Raw genomic sequence first — 18,418 nt, 5'->3', positions numbered from 1 at the left:
CCATTTGCTGCCCGAACTGGTACATTTGATGATACAACAAAATAAAATAGTATTTATGAGTATACATACGCTTGAACCTACCGCGATCTGGTCTCATTTTGCCGCGATCAACGCAATTCCACGTGCGTCCAAGAAAGAAGAAGCTATCATTGCTTACATGCTTTCTTTTGGCGAATCGTTGGGACTTGACACCGAGCGCGATGAAATAGGAAATGTATTGATACGGAAGCCAGCTACCGCTGGTTACGAATCCAAAAGCACGTTGGTATTGCAAGCACATCTGGATATGGTGCACCAGAAAAATGCAGATAAGGATTTTGATTTTGCAACGCAAGGTATTCAAATGGGGGTAGATGGCGATTGGGTTCGTGCGGATGGAACAACATTGGGCGCCGATAATGGTCTCGGTGTTGCTGCAATCATGGGCGTGCTTGCATCTACCGATATAGCACATCCAGCGATCGAAGCGCTCTTTACCATTGATGAAGAAACCGGTATGACCGGAGCAAAGTCATTAAAACCAAATTGGTTAACTGGTCAATATTTGCTAAATCTGGATACCGAAGAGGATGATGAGATTACGATTGGCTGTGCTGGCGGGGTCGATGTGACAGCGACTGGTGCATTGAGTGTAGAATCCAATGATGAATACAAGGCACTTGTTCATATCTCCGTAAACGGTTTGCAAGGCGGTCATTCCGGTATGGATATCAACAAAGGTTTGGGTAATGCCAACAAGTTGTTGATGCGTGTATTGGATGCGGTGATCAGCGAAGCGGATGTCCGTTTGTACGCCGTGGATGGCGGTGGGTTGCGCAATGCAATTCCGCGTGAAGCAAGTGCCACGATAGCTTGTCGCGCGGCGGATGCTGCCGCAATTCAAGATCATGTAAAGAGCTTGCACCAGATCATCGCGAAAGAATATGCGCATATGGAGCCTAATTTAAAGATTAGTGCGACAGGAGAAGATGCGCAAGGTAAACTAACGGTGTTGACGGGAGATTCGCAGCAAAAGTTTGTAGCGGCATGTAATGCTGCGCATCACGGCGTATTTCGGATGAGTCCCGTTTTTCCTGATTTGGTAGAAACATCCAATAACGTAGCACGCATTGTATTAAAAGATGGGAAGTATACCATTCTTTGTCTCACAAGATCTGCGATACAATCATCAAAAGATTATTTGGCAATGATCTTACGATCTACTTTCGAATTGATAGATGCGGAAGTGGCTTTTTCAGGAGAATATCCGGGTTGGGAACCTGAGCCAGAAGGAGAGCTGGTAAGGTTGACTGCAGATACCTACAAACGTTTATTTCAAGAAGACCCACAGGTTTGTGCTGGACATGGCGGTTTAGAATGCGGCTTGATCGGTGAAGTATATCCAGACCTCAAAATGGTATCCATCGGGCCTACTATTCACGGCGCACACTCCCCTGACGAGCGGGCATCTATTTCGTCTACGGCTAAGTTTTGGAAATTCTTTTTGGAGCTGTTGAAGAATACGCCGTAGTAGCCTTGAGCAATTTAAAACGAAAACAACCTGCAAATAGTTGCAGGTTGTTTTCGTTTTAAAGTATTCTTATTTGTGCTCGATCACAAATTCAGATTTGTCTGTACGTACTTTTTTCAAATTAGCCAACCAGTCATTAGCCTCATCACGATAACCTAATGCGAGAATAGTGACCGATTTAAGGCCTTGCTCCGAAAGACCCAAAAGCTCATCTAGCTGTGCATTGCCAAACCCTTCCATCGGTGTGGCATCAACTTGAAGCTCTGCCGCTGCCGCAATGGCAATACCAAATGCAATATACGCTTGTCGCGCAGCGTGATTGAAGTGATCTTCTTTACTTTGTGCCGCAAAACCTTGCAATAACATTCCTTTGTAATCATCACTTGATCCTGCAGGTAATCCGCGTTCAGCCTCCTGCTGCGCGAAAACTTTATCTACACGCTCAGTGGTATATTCATCAAATGCCGCAAATACCAACAGGTGCGAAGCATCCACGATTTGTGATTGAGAATAAGCGATAGGCTGAATTTTCTCTTTCAGTTCTGCGTTAGAGATTTCGATAATGCGGAAAGGCTGTAAGCCAGAGGAGGTGGGCGCGAGGCGAGCTGCTTCTACTATATAATCAACCTTATCTTGTGGCACTGCCGTACCATTCATTTTTTTGGTGGCATATCGCCAGTTCAATTGCTCGTGAAGATTCATACTGTTTAATTTTAGATATTTCAACAAATCTAAGACCAAATATTGATGTTTAAACATTTAATTTTATTTTGTACATAAAAATGACAATGTATAATTTGATGAAAATCATGTACTTTAGGATATGAACTTTTTTAAAAGCAAACGAAAGGTTTCTCTAGTGCTTGGTAGCGGTGGGGCAAGAGGATTGGTGCAGATTGGTGTAATCAAAATGTTGCTTCAGAAGGGCTATGTCATTGACGAAATCGTAGGTTGCTCCATTGGCTCTCTCATTGGGGCAGCTTATGCACAGGGTAAGTTGGATGAGTTGGAAGAATGGCTGAAAGGCGTGACAAAGATGAAAGTATTTCAGCTGATGGATTTCTCTAATCCGTGGTTTGGTATTTTGAAAGGTACAAAAGCATTAGATTCCTTAAAGTTGGTTTTTCCCGATATTGCGATCGAAGAGCTACCCATTCGCTATGTCGCGATAGCGACAGATTTACGAAATGAATGCGAAGTGGTATTTGATACAGGAAGCGTTTATGATGCGATTCGCGCGTCTATTGCGATTCCTGCCGTATTTACCGGGGTAGATTCTGAAGGACGTTATCTGGTGGATGGCGGTGTGCTCAACCCTTTGCCAATTAATTATGTCAAAAAATCAAGGCGTAATTTGGTGGTCGTCGTCAATCTCGACGGGCGCCCCGATCCGGAAGTGGGCGAAGTGGTAGCAGGCGGCAAATATACTTCTCTTACCGTGTTGCAAGAAGCTTATTTCGCGATGCGACGTCGACTGAGTCAATTATCAATCGATATGCACAAACCGGATTATGTCATCACCGTGCCGCACAACACGGCAGGTATTTGGGATTATCATCGCACGCTAGATCTGGTCGAAAAAGGCATGAAATGGACGGATCTCCTCCTGCCGGATGCAAACCTAAAACGTAAGAAAGCGCCCGTTAATTCGTAGCGCTTTTTGAAAAGTTTTGCAGATAGCTATTTAATGCTTCGTTGAAGAGGGCTGGTTTTTCCAGATTTGGCAGGTGTCCGCTTTCTGCTATCGTCACGAATTTCGATTGTGGAATTTTTGCCTGCATTTCTTGCATCAGCTCGTCTGCTGTTATCTTGTCCTGCTGACCGCGAATCAATAATGTCGGTACAGAAATGTTTGGTAACACATCCGACGTGTCCGTTCGCGCAGCTAAGGCAAGAAGCGTTGCACAGATACTGTTCAAACTATTCCTGCGAATACTACTTTTAATAACTTCCACTGCGTCTGCATTGTCGGCTGCACGAGGATTAGCAAAAACATTCTCGATAAATCCGATCGCAAACGGGCGACGACCATGTGTGAGCACCGCTTGAATAGAGTCAAATCTCTTTTGCTTTGCGATATTATCATCCGCTTTGCTATGTGTGTCGCTAAGGATCAATCCTGCAAATAGCGTTGGAGCTATTTCATACGCGCGCAGCGCTATATACCCCCCCATAGAAATACCGCAAACGATTACCTGATGCAACTCCATCTTTTTGATAAAAGCAAGGAGATCTTTTGCAAATAAGTCGATGGATAGAAAAGCATGTCCAGAAGTGGTATTGCCATGTCCACGCACATCAATAGCAATCCCGGTAGTGGATGCGTCCAGTGCCTCTAATTGCGGAGTCCACATCTTTTTATTGAATGGGAATCCATGAATAAAGAGGACTGTCCTTTGTTCTTTTTGCGTGGCTTTTCTAATAAGAAAGGAGATGCTAATGTCGTTTATTCTGATTTTATTTCTTTTGATCCGCTCGGCCATTTAATCTTGTTTAATATAAATCTTTTGTTTTCAACTGGATATGTTTTATACCCCATCCTTATGACGCTAAAGTGAAGAAAAAGTTTGGAATAATCGAAAAAGTCACGATATTTGCCTCACCAAAACGGTAACACACCGATCGGTTAAAAACTGCGCTCATAGCTTAATTGGATAGAGCACCTGACTACGGATCAGGAGGTTAGGGGTTCGACTCCCTTTGAGCGCACTTTTTTTACTATTCCTAAATCATTCCAATCCCATTTACGAAAAAACAGGAAAAGCCCTGTATTTTCATGGTTGCAATAAAATAAGAAAACCATTATCTTGCTCTGTATTTTTGAAGCAAGACAATGGTTTGGAAGCCTTACGCTATTTCGGCTAAGAAATAACCATCACGATGAATCAATTCTCGATGTGCAATGATCTGCTGTAGGTTGATCTTTCCAATAACATATTTGTATTCTTGTCCGTAAAAACGCTCTGAAATACTATTGAAGCTTAGTGTATCTAATATTTGCTCATCCTCATAACGCAAGTAGACTGTCAATTCGTAATCGGTGGAGTAAGTTACTTCTTGTGATTTTGCGTGTTTCTTAAATTCGTAACGATAACCGTATCGTAGTGCTGTAATATCAGATAATACGGCAGATCCAGTCGGATGGCCGCCCGCACCTTTTCCAAAGAAAAACTGCTCGTCGGCAAAGGCTGCCTTCACGACCACACCGTTATTTTCATTTTCTACGCCGTATAACAAGTTGTCTTTGGTTACAAATTTTGGTAATACATACAAGATAATCTTGCCTTCAACCTCCTTGGCCAGTGGAATCAGCTTGATTTTATAATTCTTCTCACGAGCATAAGTGATATCGGCCTGTCCTAGTTTATCGATGCCAAGATTGAGTATGTCGCCTGGTTTCACATAAATGCCGTAGGCATGATTCGCCACGATCGCCAATTTGTACTTCGGGTCATAGCCACCAACATCGAGTGTCGGATCGGTCTCTGCAAAACCCAAATCCTGCGCTTTCTTTAGTGCGGTATGATAATCTTGGTTTTCGTTGAATATTTTAGATAAAATGTAGTTGGATGAACCATTGAAAATGCCGCTTACGCTGTGCAGAAGCTCGTTGTCATAGTATTCTTCTAAGTTGCGAATGATCGGAATAGATCCACATACTGCGCCTTCGTACAACAATGATTTTCCAGTTTCCTGTTGTATATTGGCCAATTCTTCCAGATGCGTAGCAATCATTTTTTTGTTCGCTGATACCACATTTTTACCGGCGTACAATGCTCTTTTGGTAATTTCAAACGCTGCATCGGCGTCATCAATAAGTTCTAGTATGGTGTTGATTTCTGGATCATTCAAAACCCCGTCGGCATCAGTTGTGAAAAGATGGTCGGGAAGCGAGCGTTGCTTCTTTGGGTTTTTAATGACAAATTTCTTTATTTCCAGATTTAGATCTTTGGTTTTGATAATGTCGTACAGTCCTTGGCCAACTACACCAAAACCAAACATCCCAATCGTTAATTTTTCACTCATTTTATCTCAAATTGTTTTTTAGTTATATAAAATTAAAGCGATTCAAAAGCTTGTTCCAAATCGGCTTTAATGTCGTCAATATGTTCAATTCCCACAGATAAGCGCAATACTCCTGGATACACTCCCGAACGCTGTTGATCTGATGCGCTCAATTGTTGATGTGTAGTGGCTGCTGGATGAATAATCAGCGTTTTGGCATCGCCAACATTAGCGACGTGGCTGATCAGCTCTAGTGCATCAATAAATTGGTTCGCTTTTTCACTGCCGCCGCGAATAGCAAAAGACAGCACTGCGCCGTAGCCATTTTTTAGATATTTTTGAGCGGCATCGTGATAGGGATGGCTCTTTAGTCCCGGGTAGCTTACCGATTCAACCTGCGCATGGTTTTCCAGCCATTGCGCGATCTCTAATGCATTGTCTACATGCCGTTGCACGCGAAGCGAAAGGGTTTCCAATCCTTGCGTGAGCAAAAATGAATTGAAAGGCGAGAGTGCTGGGCCGAAATCACGTAAGCCCTCTACGCGAGCGCGAATGGCAAATTGTATGTTGCCAAAAGAGCTGTTTTCTCCAAATACATCGGAGAAGACCAATCCATGATATCCTTCAGAAGGCTCTGAAAATTGCTTGAATTTTCCGTTGCCCCAATTATAGTTTCCACCATCAACAATAACTCCGCCAATGCTAGTGCCATGTCCGCCAATCCATTTTGTGGCAGATTCTACTACGATGTTCGCACCATGTTCTAATGGTTTGAACAAGTAACCTCCTGCGCCAAAGGTGTTGTCGACAACAATGGGCAAATCGTATTTTTTGGCAATGGCAGACAAGCGCTCAAAGTCGGGGATGCTGTAGGCTGGATTACCGATTGTCTCTACGTAAAGCGCTTTAGTACGGTCATCAATCAATTTTTCAAATTCGTCTGGATCACCTTGATCTGCAAATCGCACTTCAATACCTAATCTTTTAAAGGCAACTTTGAATTGATTGAACGTACCGCCATACAAATGCGAGCTGGAAATAAAGTTATCGCCATTTTCCAAGATATTATTTAAAGCTATAAATTGAGCTGCTTGCCCGGAGGCAACAGCTACTGCTGCAACACCACCTTCCAATGCCGCAATACGTTTCTCGAAAACATCCGTTGTAGGGTTCATAATCCGAGTGTAGATATTGCCAAACTCCTTCAATGCAAATAGGTTTGCGCCATGTTCTGCATTGTCAAAAACATAAGATGATGTTTGGTATATAGGAAGAGCGCGCGCCCCTGTGGTGGGATCTGCTTCTTGTCCAGCATGTATTTGTAAGGTTTCGTATTGCAATGTTTTTTTGTAGGTCATAATAGTGAATTTATTATGTGCGTGAATAAAGAATAGTCTGCAAGAAAGATTGGTGTCGTCTATTTGGTCGAGATGAAGGTAAGCTATGTACAGATCACAGCCTACAAGCTTATCCCAACAACGACTACCGCATTCGAGCCGGACAGACTACAATTACGCTGCGTGAAGAAATGAATGGAGGTCTGGCAACACGGTGTGACGTGTGTGCCGATAAATGGGTAAAGTGTGTTTTTTCGTTCATCTGTTCTATTATTTATATACTCCAAAACAATGTTTTGGACAGGAATTGGCACCTTTTCAACTTCATGTTGTTGGTTGCCAGTGGGTCATCGAGCCAGTCTCTCGCCACTTCTGTATAAATCAAGACCTGAATCGATAGAAGAAGGAATTGATTTGTATTATCGCATGATATACGTCGCAAATATAGGATTTTTGCGGAGCGTAACAAGGATCTACATTAAATAAATTAAAATCTGAAACTATTTTTGATTTTCGCTGACCGTCTGTAATTGCCTAAATAAGCCCAAATTGGCTTGTATACAATCGATTGCAATGCCGTAATCGGGTGCTGATTTTCGAGGATAGTAGCTAAAATGTTTTAGCATTTCATATAATTTAATCTATAATTTAATAATCTGTAAATCAAGCATTTGATTTAGTGTATTTGCTACAATAAGCCGAGTTTTAGCACTGAGCAAAGATATTTTGGTTAATTTTGTTTCGTATAAAACAACGAATGAACTGTAATGCAAAAAATTCTTCAAGAATCTTTACCCGGACTTGTTCTGGAGCCAAAAGGTGAGTTGTACAGCGAATTGACTCCTTCAGAATTAATTGAGCACGCTGTTGAAAAAAGGGAAGCGACATTTTCGTCTTCGGGGGCACTAAATATCATGACGGGAACATTCACCGGGCGTTCTCCTCGCGATCGTTATATTGTGCGTGATGAGATTACTGAAGATGCGGTAAATTGGAACGATATCAATCAGGGTATATCGACGGAGGTGTTTGAAGCATTGGAACAACAAGTGAAAAAATACCTAGATGATAGCAAAGCGCTTTATACGCGCACAGCAAACATCGCAACGTACGCAAAATATGGCAGAAAAATCCATTTTGTAACGGAGCTTGCTGCGCAAGATCTGTTTATCAGCAACATGTTTCTTCCTGAGCAAGAGGTAGAAAATCAGCGTGATTGGACTGTATGGGTAGCCTCATTGCTAAAGATTGAAAATTACAAGGAGCTAGGTCTTCGTGCTTCCAATGCTGTAGTGCTAGATTTTACGACACGAAAGGTACTTATTATTGGTACAGCATATACCGGTGAGATCAAGAAGAGTATGTTTTCGATGATGAACTTTGTGCTGCCTCAAGAGCATAATGTGTTTTCCATGCACTGCTCGGCTAATACTGGTAAAGATGGAGATACCGCTTTATTTTTTGGATTATCTGGTACAGGTAAAACGACACTATCCGCAGATCATGATCGTTTTCTGATTGGGGATGATGAACATGGATGGTCCGATGAAGGAATTTTTAACTTAGAAGGTGGCTGTTATGCGAAATGTATTAATCTTAAAGTAGAAAGTGAACCGGATATCTATGGCGCTGTGCGCTTCGGTGCTTTGACAGAAAATATGGTTTTCTTGCCAAATAGCCGCCATTTGGATTATGGTAATAGTTCGGTTACCGAAAATATTCGCGTCTCTTATCCGATCAATTACATTCCCAATGTGGTCAAGATCAATCGTTCGGCTGCGCCGAAACATATTTTTTTCTTGACGGCAGATGCTTTTGGTGTATTACCACCATTATCTAAGTTGAGCGTCGAACAAGCAATGTATTACTTCTTAAATGGCTATACAGCAAAAGTGGCTGGTACTGAAGTAGGAGTCGTAGAGCCTGTCGCTACATTTTCAGCTTGCTTTGGTCAGGCTTTCTTGCCACTACACGCGATGCGGTATGCTGAAATGCTGCGCGATCGTTTGCAGCAAGATACGGCAACACAAGTGTGGTTGGTCAATACAGGATGGATCGGTGGACCTTATGGCGTTGGCCGCCGCATACCACTTTATCATACTCGAGCGATGATCCGTGCGGTGATGCAGGGAGCTTTGGAAGATGAAGACTTTGTGCAACACCCCATTTTCGATCTAGCTATGCCTGTAGCTTGTCCTCAGGTGCCAGATACTATTTTGGATCCGCAGTCACTATGGCAAGACCCGGATAGCTATACACATAAAGCACAGGAATTAAAAGATCTCTTTGAACAGAATTATCAAAAATATGCGTATTAAGTTTCGGGATCAAACGTTATGGAATATAAGACCTTAGGCCAGTTTATTATCGAGAAACAAGCCGAATTCCCTTTTGCCAAAGGGGAATTATCTCGCTTGCTTCGTGATCTTGGTATCGCTGCTAAAGTGGTTAATCGGGAGGTTAACAAAGCTGGATTAGCAGAAATTTTGGGCTCTTTCGGCCAAACTAATGTGCAAGGCGAAGAGCAGCAAAAATTAGATGTATTGGCCGATCAAGAATTTATATCTGCGTTGAGGCGAGGCGGAGAGTGTTGCTACATTGCCTCAGAAGAACATGAAGAAGGTTTAGATTTTTCGTCATCTGAAGGATCTTCTGATGGAAAGTATATTGTATGTATAGATCCTCTGGACGGCTCATCCAATATTGACGTAAATATATCTATTGGAACAATATTTTCTATATACAGGCGTAAGTCAATTTCTGGAAAGATATTGGAGGAAGATATCTTACAACAAGGTTTGAATCAGGTAGCCGCAGGATACATTTTATATGGTTCTTCTACGATGCTGGTGTACACGACTGGACATGGCGTAAATGGTTTTACACTTGATCCAAGTATCGGGGAGTTTTGTCTTTCGCATCCCGCAATGCGAATTCCTGAAAATGGAAATACGTATTCCATCAATCAGGGAAATTTTGTCAACTTTCCGCCCGCTATCAAAGAATATGTAAAATTGTGTCAGGAGGAGAATCTTTCCAACGGTCGCCCGTATTCATTGCGCTATATAGGGTCTTTAGTGGCAGATTTGCATCGTACGATGCTGAAAGGTGGCATATTCATGTATCCAGAAAGTGTGCGACACCGAAAAGGTAAACTACGTCTCATGTACGAGTGTAATCCTATGGCTTTTATACTAGAACAGGCCGGGGGAAAAGCATCAACTGGGAAAGAACGTATCTTGGAAATACAACCGGAGGAACTACATCAGCGTACACCATTGGTCATCGGAAGTCCGATAATGGTAAGTATGGTAGAAAAGTTGTATGCTGAGTTGGAAGAGTTCACGACAAAATGATACGAGCGGAATGATAATAATTCGCTAAAAATAGATTGCTCTTAGTGAAGAGTAGCTTTGTTCGAAAGTAGCTATGTAGTTATAATACATAGTAAAATCGGGTTTAAGATGTGTGCGTTTCTGTTTTTACCTACAAAGTTATTCTTTGCCTACTTATAGCAAACGAAACCGAAGGCCAATTTGCAGCTGCTGAATGTAGGAATCGCTCTGATCGTTGATTCTGCTAAAGCCATTTTGACGACGGTACCTGAAATATAGTTTTCCAAATTCTACACCTAATGCATATCCGGTATTTAGGTTAGTATTGAATGCTGGAAGACCATTGTTCAACAAGTATCTATCTTCGTTCAATAATTTGCTGAAATCTATACCGGCAAGTAAAGCAAATCCTGGAGTGATAGTGAGCTTGGCAAATAATGGGAGATTGAAATAATCCACAGAACGAGTCCCTCTATTAATCCCGTTTGGTAAAGCCTGAGTTGTTTCGTTTGTCCTGATCCGCGAGATAGTATAACCTGGCTCCACTTGCAAGGTAAAGTACCTATTCAATTCATAACTTACGAATGCGCCAAATTGTAAACCAATGCGATTGGACGATCTAAATTCTGATCCAATTCCTTTACTGAAATTACCTCCACCTTGCACCCCAATACCGATTTGTGCTTGTGCTGCTACTGTAGTGAGCAAATAAAGAAAAATCGGAAGGATAAATTTTTTGCTAATTGCCGTAGCAGTAAACTTGAGGTGTAGTGTCATTTGCGTGTGATCGTGAGTGCGTAAAAATACGGTGCTTCCTGCGAAAGAATGATTGACTTTTGTAAATTTTTGGTCAACTATTTAGGTGAGCTTATTAACGATTTTTTTGAAAAACAAAGGTTTGGTGCTATGATTATTTCACATTTTGGAAGATGAAATCAAATTTCCTGCGAAAAAATACGGGGTTTCAGTGATTATTTTTCTAAAACATTACAATTTGCCACTCAAGGCCGTCTGTTTTTTGTAATTTTTTGTACGTTTACGGTATCTAAAAATTAATCTAAATCATGTGGTATAAGAAATCCATATCAAAATTGGTTGCAGAAGCGCAGCAAAGCGGAGAAGGAACGCTAAAAAGAACCTTAACGAGTACAGGGCTCATTGCGCTTGGTGTAGGAGCTATTATTGGAGCCGGCCTATTTTCATTAACGGGTATTGCGGCAGCGGATCACGCAGGTCCAGCGGTGACCATTGCTTTTGTGATTGCGGCAATTGGTTGTGCATTTGCCGGATTGTGTTATGCAGAATTCGCGTCCATGATTCCAGTGGCTGGTAGTGCTTACACGTACTCTTATGCGACCATGGGTGAATTTATGGCGTGGATCATTGGTTGGGATTTGGTATTGGAATATGCTTTAGCAGCAGCTACGGTATCTGCTAGTTGGTCGCAATATGTTAATCAGTTGGTGATTAGCATATTTGGTCAAGGATTACCTGAAGCCATTTTACATGGTCCATGGGAGGGCGGTCTTGTCAATCTTCCTGCAATTGTAATTGTTATATTGATTTCCTTATTACTCATGCGTGGTACGCAAGAATCCGCACTGGTCAATAATGTATTGGTGATTTTAAAAATTGCAGTTGTACTGGTATTTATTGTATTGGGTTGGTCTTTCATCAACCCGGTTAATCATGATCCCTTTATTCCTGTTAATGAAGGAGAAGAGTTACTGAAAGCTGGAAAGATAGGGATGTTCGACTTCTTCAGCGAGGGGTACTTTGGTCACTACGGTATCAGTGGTATATTGAGAGCTGCGGGTGTTGTTTTCTTCGCTTTTATCGGTTTCGATGCAGTGAGTACTGCTGCCCAAGAGGCCATTAATCCTAAAAAAGGGATGCCGATTGGTATTATAGGTTCATTAATTATTTGTACTGTTTTTTATGTAGCCTTCTCCTATGTTCTCACGGGTTTAGCGAATTATAGAGATTTTCAAGGTGATGCGAGTCCAGTAGCAACTGCATTTGCAGCTACAGGTTATACTTTCTTAAATACAGCGATGACTATTACTATTATTGCAGGATACACATCCGTAATCTTAGTGATGTTGTTGGGGCAAAGTCGCGTATTTTATACCATGAGTAAAGATGGTTTGTTGCCAAAAATATTCTCTGATCTTTCTAAACGTCAGACACCATGGAAGACTAATGCCGTTTTTATGATATTCGTAAGTATTTTTGCGGGCTTTGTTCCAGTATCTGATTTGGGACACATGGTGAGTATCGGTACATTGTTTGCTTTTAGTTTGGTGTGTATCGGCGTGATTGTGCTTCGTTATAAAAATCCTACAGCGGAGCGTCCGTTCAAAACGCCATTGGTGCCATTGATTCCTATTTTAGGGGTATTGGTATGTGTGGCAATGATGGCTTCGTTACCAATCGAAAGTTGGGAGCGCTTAGGTATCTGGATGTTATTAGGCGTAGTGATTTACTTCGTATACGGAAAGAAACGTAGCGTATTGCGCAGAGAGATAGAAAGCGGAAGATACGAGCAAGACTAAATCTTAATTCATTGTTATAATAAAACAAACGCCGCCTCCTACAGGGCGGCGTTTGTCGTGATATGCGATAAAAAATTAGTACATTACGACAGTTATTTATTTATACCAAACATTACATATTGAAATTTACCGAATTTGGTTTCGTTTCTACATTGGAAGAGGGACTAGAAAGTATGGGATTCGAGGTGGCAACACCGATACAAGAACAAACTGTACCTGTTATATTAGCAAATAAAGACCTCATTGCCTGTGCTCAAACAGGAACGGGTAAAACAGCTGCCTATTTATTGCCTATCCTCAATAAGATCTGCACAAATCCAAAGGAAGCCGTCAATACGATTATCTTAGTGCCTACCAGAGAGCTGGCCTTGCAAATTGATCAACAGATCATGGGTTTAGCCTATTTTACGGGCGCTACATCTATTTCGGTGTACGGAGGTGGTGATGGTATGGGGTATGAACAGCAGAAGCGTGCTATACGCGAAGGCGTTAATATTATTGTAGCTACACCAGGTCGTTTGATCAGTCATATGTCTTCTGGAAAGTTTGACTTTACTCAGCTAGAGCACCTCGTATTGGATGAAGCAGATACGATGCTGGATATGGGATTTCATGATGATATTCTTCGCATTATCAGTTATCTGCCTACTAAGCGTCAAAGCTTGTTATTTTCAGCTACAATGCCTACTAAGATTCGTGCACTGGCAAAGAAAATCTTAGAAGAACCGCAGGAAATCAACATTGCGATTTCCAAACCTTCTGCCGGTATCGATCAACATGCATACATGACCTACGACGATCAGAAAGGTAAGTTGATTCGGCATATTCTGTCTAATGAAGACTATTCCAGCATAATTGTGTTTGCTTCGAAGAAGGAGATTGTTAAAACCTTAGCGCGAGACCTTTCCAAAAGCGGTATCGAGGCAGAGGGGTTTCACTCTGACTTGGAACAAGCGCAGCGAGAATCCATTATTAATAAATTTCGTTCTAAGCGCCTACGCGTCTTGATCGGAACGGATGTGATTAGTAGAGGTATTGATATTGTAGGTATTAGTTTGGTCGTTAACTACGACGTGCCACCAGATCCAGAAGATTATGTGCATCGCGTCGGGCGAACCGCTCGGGCTTCTACTACCGGTACGGCGATCACATTTATCAATGAGAAAGATCAATCTCGTTTTGCGCGAATCGAAAGCTTGATCGAGTATGAGATCAAAAAGATGCCGTTACCAGAAGGATTGGGAACTGGCCCTGCGTACAATCCAAGAAGTGGTGCACCTAAAAAAAGAAACAACGCCCGTAAGAAGAAAAATAATAATAAAAATGGAAGACAAACGATGGGATCGCCATCTAGTAAAACCAAATCTTCTAATGATTAAAGTCATTTTTTGATATTCTTTTAATTCTTTTATCGAGACACTTAACGCAGATACTCGAAAGATATCGCCGCATCCCGATCCCAAACAATACCGGGATCGGGATGTTTATTTTTTATGATACTGCCTTTAGCAGCATTATGTACAAATACCTAAAACTATGTTTACTAAAGAAAAACTTTTGAAGAAAATAGAGGAGTATCGCTCAGATTTTGTCGTTCTCAATCCAGATATCGGCCATTTTTCTGCTGCTGATATTTTTGATGAATATTTTTATGAGGCAAGTGAGGAGATGCCCGTAGTAGGTTTCAATCCCCAGTCTGGTGAGCACTTGCGTGTAGGTGAGCGGATTTATTATCATCCTGATAAAAGCCAGTTAGTTCCAGAACGACTACGAGATTATTTGCGTGAGATTAAACTAGAAGATTAAAACAGAATAGATAGCACTATTTGCTTAACTTAATTAAACAACTTAAAATTTATGAGCTTTACTAGAACATTTAGCCACGATATCGATGGGACTTCGGTCGAATTTGATGTAACGTACAATACAGAAAATCATTTCTTCACCGTAAAAGAAGCAGGGTTGTCAAAGCCATACTTACTTAAGTTTGATATGGCTACGCGTACTTGGAGTACAGAGGGTGATGCTGAGTCTAAAATATCAGCAGACGAATTAGCAATATTGGTTCAGAAGCATTTCGGGAGATCCGTATAAGATCTCTTAGAAGAGATGGATTACATTTTTGCAATCCGTTGTAAGTTGTATAACCCGATTTCAAAAAGGTCATAAACTTAAAAAAGCGAAGAGTATATCTTCGCTTTTTTGGGTAAATGATGGGGCTCGAACCCACGACCCTCGGTACCACAAACCGATGCTCTAACCAACTGAGCTACATCTACCGTGTTTTGGTGTTACAAAAGTAGTATAATATTGCAATTGTCGCAAGCATTCTTCGCTAAAAAAAGCTGGGAAAGTAATAACACTATGATTTCGAGCTTATTATTTTTTTAATATTTATGATATCAGCTTGATATTACTCCGAAAAATGCCTTGATGTGTGTTTTAAGTACATCAAGGCATTAGACATCTGTTATACAAAAGATAAAAGTTTATCTAAGTATGCGTTACATCCATCTCATCTACGTAGTCTTCTCGCATTTTAAAATCTTCTACGATTAGATCAGCGTAGTTTGCTTTTTCTTTGCTACCAAAACGACGTTGGAAACCATCAAAAATGGAATACACGACCGGTACAATAACCAATGTCAGGAATAGAGACGATATCAATCCCCCGATAATGACAATCGCTAAACCACGGTTGGTGTCTGCACCGTCACCTGTGGCCATCGCGATCGGAATCATACCGAATACCATCGCAATTGTGGTCATCAAGATAGGACGTAGACGTGCATGGTTTGCAGCTACTAATGCATCAAAGGTATTGGCACCGGCTTCTTTCTTGTGGTTTGCAAAATCCACCAAAAGGATCGCGTTCTTCGCTACCAAACCAATCAACATGATAATACCCAAGATGGTAAAGATGTTTAGTGATTCATTGGTCAATGCTAATGCTAATAATGCACCGATGAAGGATAATGGAATCGAGAATAATACGATGAAGGGTGTAGCGAATGAGTCATACAATGCCACCATTACTAGATAAACCAAAAGAATGGAAGCGACTAATGCGATACCTAATGTACCAAAACCTTCGGATTGATTCTCCATGTTACCTCCCCAAAGGTATTGTACACCAGGAGCGCGTTCTAGTTGCTCGAATTGAGCTTCCCAATCTGCAGCAACAGCACCACCAGATCTACCAATCACTTGACCTTCTACTGAAACCGCAGGCGATTTATCACGACGTTCTAATAGGGTAGGGCCGGAACTATATTTAACATTAGCAAATTGTTCTAACTTTACCGCTTCTCCTTTATCATTGATAAACTCAAGATCTTGTACATTACTAATGTCATAACGGCCTTTATCGTCAAATTGAATATTGATTTCATATTCGTTCTCACCAGCACGGAATTTATTATCTGTATTTCCGGCAAAGGCAGTTTGCATGCTCATACCGACCGTAGAGATACTTAATCCTAAAGAGGTCATCTTCTCCCGATCTACCTCGACATTGATTTCGGGATTACCTGTTTCCGAAGTCAATTTTACGCCAACTGCTCCCGGAACTTCACGTAACTGATCTGCTGCTTTCTCGGCAAATGCTAAAGCATCTTCCATGGAAGAACCAATAATGGTCAATTTCAACGGAGCTTGCTCAGCACCGATCAATCCCATAGCAACCATTTTGATTTTTGGTCCAATCAAATTGTTTTCCAACTCGCGCTTTAGCTGTGCAGAATATACCCGTGAGTTGATTTCTGTTTTGTACTCATCTTTAATGAATACCTGGATTTCGGATTTGTAACGCGAACCTCCAGTAGACATCACCCCGTCACTTGACTGGCCAACGGTGGTAATCATTCGTTCGATTTCAGGTTTAGAAGCGATAAAAGCTTCCGCACGTTGTGTGAACTGATTCGTTACCTGTAGTGATGCATCTTTCTCCAATTCCAATTGTACCAAGAATTCTCCCCGATCACTGCTTGGGAAAAAGTCAGATCCAATAAAACCTAATGGTAGTAAGGCAATGGAGGCAATAAACAATACGATAGCTAGAAGCAAGGTAAGTACTTTATTCAACCGAGTCTTGATAGACCACTTCAATAGGTCGGAAATCCAATGCGTGAAGCTGGTCAAGCCAGTTTCAAATCCGGTGATGATGCGACCAAAGAAAGAGGTGTTACTTACATGTTCTAATTTTCCGAAACGAGAGTACAACCAAGGCACTACGGTAAAGGAAACTAAGAAGGAAAGTGATGTTGCGATAATAACTGTCACACAGAATTGCTTCAAGATATCGGCAACTAGTCCTGATGATAACGCGATAGGCAAGAATACCACCACGATTACCAACGTGATCGCAGATACGGTAAATCCAATCTCGCTAGCACCATCATACGCTGCACGAACTTTGTTTTTTCCCATTTCCATGTGGCGGTGAATATTTTCGAGTACTACGATCGCATCATCCACCAAAATACCGACCACCAGAGATAGTGCTAAAAGAGACATGAGGTTCAACGTGTACCCCATGATGAAGAGCCCTATAAAAGTAGCAATCAATGACAATGGGATCGCTACCATGGTAATAGCAGCATTGCGCAAGCTATGCAGGAAGAATAACATGATAAGACCAACAAGCACGATCGCAATCACTAAATCGTGTACTACGTTGTCTGCTGAGCTCAAGGTGAATTCGGACGAGTCAGATGCTAGGAAGATATTGATATTGTTGTCTTCGTAATCGGTTTCAATTTGTGCCATCGTACTCTGTACCAGCTCCGAAACTTCTACTGCATTGGCATCAGATTGTTTAAATACCTGCATCAAAATCGTGTTTTGACGATCTAAACGAGCAATCTTTTCAATCTCAGCGATACCATCTTGTACGTCTGCAATATCACGTAGATAGATGATCGATCCCGCAGAAGTAGAGATGGGCAAGTCTCTTAATTCGTCAATCGTATTTACTTTACCCGCCAGACGGATGGTTGTACGCTTTTCGTCTGTGCTCACACTTCCTGTTGGGAAATCTAAGTTTGATGAGGCGATCATTTGTTGCACTTGAGTCAATGGAATGCGGTATCCACGCAACTTATCTGGATCAATGCGTACTTGGATCTGACGTTCTTCACCACCAACCATTTCGACTTTTGCTACACCGTTTATACGAGCAAAAACAGGTTGGATTTTTTGATCCAAAAGATCGTACAGGTCCTTCTCTGACAGGTTTGATGTAACCGCTAAACTCATGATAGCGACATCATCTAACGAGAATTTATCCAGTGATGGCGGATCTACATCATCGGGAAGATCTTTAAGCACCGCATTGATTTTACGTTGTGCGTCAGTCAATAAGAAGTTGACATCGGCGCCAGTGTTTAGCGTAATCATCACGATAGAAAGGTTTTCCATCGATGTTGCCTCGATTTTTTTAATACTCTCTAAAGACGATACGGCGTCTTCTATAACACGTGTGACGGTATTTTCTACCTCTGTAGGAGACGCTCCGGGGTATACTGTTTGTACCGAAACGACGTTTGTTTCAAATTTTGGAATTAACTCATACCCCAATTGCGAGTAGGAGAACAGACCGCCCAACGTCAATAGTATAAAGAGTACTATGATGATGCTCGGTCGTTTTATGGAAACTTCACTTATTTTCATGCCTGA

14 protein-coding genes, 2 tRNA genes and 1 riboswitch are annotated in these 18,418 nt (G+C 41.6%); of the genes, 9 read left to right on the top strand and 7 right to left on the bottom strand.

All coding sequences use genetic code 11. The annotated features are described in order from the left end of the window. The first annotated feature begins 55 nt into the window (after nt 1-55). On the top strand, nt 56-1,510 hold the full coding sequence (locus tag GKO22_RS06235; protein ID WP_166333303.1) for an aminoacyl-histidine dipeptidase: 1,455 nt from the start codon (nt 56-58) through the stop codon (nt 1,508-1,510). A gap of 69 nt (nt 1,511-1,579) precedes the next feature. Here GKO22_RS06235 and GKO22_RS06230 read toward each other — a convergent pair whose 3' ends face one another. Then, nucleotides 1,580-2,212, bottom strand: coding sequence for a nitroreductase family protein (locus tag GKO22_RS06230; RefSeq protein WP_166333301.1), 633 nt, complete (start codon nt 2,210-2,212; stop codon nt 1,580-1,582). 121 nt (nt 2,213-2,333) lie between these two features. Here GKO22_RS06230 and GKO22_RS06225 point away from each other — a divergent pair, with 121 nt between their 5' ends. After that, nucleotides 2,334-3,164 carry a patatin-like phospholipase family protein gene (locus tag GKO22_RS06225; RefSeq protein WP_240920166.1) on the top strand — a complete coding sequence of 277 codons (831 nt, stop codon included), beginning with the start codon at nt 2,334-2,336 and terminating at the stop codon, nt 3,162-3,164. On the opposite strand, the gene GKO22_RS06220 is transcribed toward GKO22_RS06225, so the two are convergent. Next, nucleotides 3,154-3,993, bottom strand: coding sequence for an alpha/beta fold hydrolase (locus tag GKO22_RS06220; RefSeq protein WP_166333299.1), 840 nt, complete (start codon nt 3,991-3,993; stop codon nt 3,154-3,156). The two genes, GKO22_RS06225 and GKO22_RS06220, sit on opposite strands and share 11 nt — an antisense overlap. A gap of 152 nt (nt 3,994-4,145) precedes the next feature. Here GKO22_RS06220 and GKO22_RS06215 point away from each other — a divergent pair. Continuing rightward, nucleotides 4,146-4,219 (top strand) — tRNA-Arg (locus GKO22_RS06215). Nucleotides 4,220-4,357: 138 nt separating this feature from the next. Here the strand turns inward: GKO22_RS06215 and GKO22_RS06210 are convergent. Together GKO22_RS06210 and GKO22_RS06205 are read right to left on the bottom strand one after the other, a co-directional pair. Continuing rightward, the gene (locus GKO22_RS06210) at nt 4,358-5,536 is read right to left on the bottom strand and encodes a homoserine dehydrogenase (RefSeq protein WP_166333297.1); all 1,179 of its coding nucleotides are present in this window, start codon (nt 5,534-5,536) and stop codon (nt 4,358-4,360) included. 32 nt (nt 5,537-5,568) lie between these two features. After that, entirely contained in the window at nt 5,569-6,873 is a 1,305-nt protein-coding gene (locus tag GKO22_RS06205; protein WP_166333295.1) for an O-acetylhomoserine aminocarboxypropyltransferase/cysteine synthase family protein, read from the bottom strand. Between the two features lie 250 nt (nt 6,874-7,123). Beyond that, nucleotides 7,124-7,235, bottom strand: a riboswitch (SAM riboswitch). A 384-nt stretch (nt 7,236-7,619) separates the two neighbouring features. On the opposite strand from GKO22_RS06205, the gene pckA reads away from it, so the two are divergent. Then, the gene (gene pckA, locus GKO22_RS06200) at nt 7,620-9,170 is read left to right on the top strand and encodes a phosphoenolpyruvate carboxykinase (ATP) (RefSeq protein WP_166333293.1); all 1,551 of its coding nucleotides are present in this window, start codon (nt 7,620-7,622) and stop codon (nt 9,168-9,170) included. A gap of 18 nt (nt 9,171-9,188) precedes the next feature. Next, a complete protein-coding gene (fbp, locus tag GKO22_RS06195) occupies nt 9,189-10,208 on the top strand; it encodes a class 1 fructose-bisphosphatase (protein ID WP_166333291.1) in 1,020 nt (339 codons plus the stop codon). A gap of 153 nt (nt 10,209-10,361) precedes the next feature. On the opposite strand, the gene GKO22_RS06190 is transcribed toward fbp, so the two are convergent. Beyond that, on the bottom strand, nt 10,362-10,964 hold the full coding sequence (locus GKO22_RS06190) for an outer membrane beta-barrel protein (RefSeq protein ID WP_166333290.1): 603 nt from the start codon (nt 10,962-10,964) through the stop codon (nt 10,362-10,364). A gap of 287 nt (nt 10,965-11,251) precedes the next feature. On the opposite strand from GKO22_RS06190, the gene GKO22_RS06185 reads away from it, so the two are divergent. The 4 genes from GKO22_RS06185 to GKO22_RS06170 all read left to right on the top strand — a co-directional run bounded on the left by GKO22_RS06185 (nt 11,252) and on the right by GKO22_RS06170 (nt 14,836). Then, nucleotides 11,252-12,742 (top strand): amino acid permease, encoded by a 1,491-nt coding sequence (locus GKO22_RS06185; protein WP_166333288.1) that lies wholly within the window; start codon nt 11,252-11,254, stop codon nt 12,740-12,742. A 119-nt stretch (nt 12,743-12,861) separates the two neighbouring features. Beyond that, nucleotides 12,862-14,121, top strand: a complete 1,260-nt coding sequence (locus GKO22_RS06180; RefSeq protein ID WP_166333286.1) for a DEAD/DEAH box helicase — start codon at nt 12,862-12,864, stop codon at nt 14,119-14,121. A gap of 157 nt (nt 14,122-14,278) precedes the next feature. Next, nucleotides 14,279-14,548: a hypothetical protein gene (locus GKO22_RS06175; protein ID WP_166333284.1), complete on the top strand. Its 270-nt coding sequence runs from the start codon at nt 14,279-14,281 to the stop codon at nt 14,546-14,548. A gap of 51 nt (nt 14,549-14,599) precedes the next feature. Then, a complete protein-coding gene (locus GKO22_RS06170) occupies nt 14,600-14,836 on the top strand; it encodes a hypothetical protein (protein ID WP_166333282.1) in 237 nt (78 codons plus the stop codon). Nucleotides 14,837-14,947: 111 nt separating this feature from the next. Here the strand turns inward: GKO22_RS06170 and GKO22_RS06165 are convergent. Next, a tRNA-His gene (locus GKO22_RS06165) sits at nt 14,948-15,021 on the bottom strand. Nucleotides 15,022-15,235: 214 nt separating this feature from the next. Next, on the bottom strand, nt 15,236-18,412 hold the full coding sequence (locus tag GKO22_RS06160) for an efflux RND transporter permease subunit (protein ID WP_166333269.1): 3,177 nt from the start codon (nt 18,410-18,412) through the stop codon (nt 15,236-15,238). Nucleotides 18,413-18,418 lie beyond the last annotated feature (6 nt).

This window comes from Sphingobacterium chungjuense (assembly GCF_011316935.1).
Classification (GTDB): Bacteria; Bacteroidota; Bacteroidia; order Sphingobacteriales; family Sphingobacteriaceae; genus Sphingobacterium; species Sphingobacterium chungjuense.
Note: the sequence above shows the minus strand (reverse complement) of the source record. Positions and strands in the feature narration are given on the sequence as shown.

What these genes read in the sequence shown, in the direction of transcription:
- GKO22_RS06175 (WP_166333284.1), top strand. Translation starts at nt 14,279, where the DNA reads ATGTTTACTAAAGAAAAACTTTTGAAGAAAATAGAGGAGTATCGCTCA.
- fbp (WP_166333291.1), top strand. Translation starts at nt 9,189, where the DNA reads ATGGAATATAAGACCTTAGGCCAGTTTATTATCGAGAAACAAGCCGAA.
- GKO22_RS06160 (WP_166333269.1), bottom strand. Translation starts at nt 18,412, where the DNA reads ATGAAAATAAGTGAAGTTTCCATAAAACGACCGAGCATCATCATAGTA.
- GKO22_RS06170 (WP_166333282.1), top strand. Translation starts at nt 14,600, where the DNA reads ATGAGCTTTACTAGAACATTTAGCCACGATATCGATGGGACTTCGGTC.
- GKO22_RS06205 (WP_166333295.1), bottom strand. Translation starts at nt 6,873, where the DNA reads ATGACCTACAAAAAAACATTGCAATACGAAACCTTACAAATACATGCT.
- GKO22_RS06230 (WP_166333301.1), bottom strand. Translation starts at nt 2,212, where the DNA reads ATGAATCTTCACGAGCAATTGAACTGGCGATATGCCACCAAAAAAATG.
- GKO22_RS06190 (WP_166333290.1), bottom strand. Translation starts at nt 10,964, where the DNA reads ATGACACTACACCTCAAGTTTACTGCTACGGCAATTAGCAAAAAATTT.
- GKO22_RS06225 (WP_240920166.1), top strand. Translation starts at nt 2,334, where the DNA reads ATGAACTTTTTTAAAAGCAAACGAAAGGTTTCTCTAGTGCTTGGTAGC.
- GKO22_RS06220 (WP_166333299.1), bottom strand. Translation starts at nt 3,993, where the DNA reads ATGGCCGAGCGGATCAAAAGAAATAAAATCAGAATAAACGACATTAGC.
- pckA (WP_166333293.1), top strand. Translation starts at nt 7,620, where the DNA reads ATGCAAAAAATTCTTCAAGAATCTTTACCCGGACTTGTTCTGGAGCCA.
- GKO22_RS06235 (WP_166333303.1), top strand. Translation starts at nt 56, where the DNA reads ATGAGTATACATACGCTTGAACCTACCGCGATCTGGTCTCATTTTGCC.
- GKO22_RS06210 (WP_166333297.1), bottom strand. Translation starts at nt 5,536, where the DNA reads ATGAGTGAAAAATTAACGATTGGGATGTTTGGTTTTGGTGTAGTTGGC.
- GKO22_RS06185 (WP_166333288.1), top strand. Translation starts at nt 11,252, where the DNA reads ATGTGGTATAAGAAATCCATATCAAAATTGGTTGCAGAAGCGCAGCAA.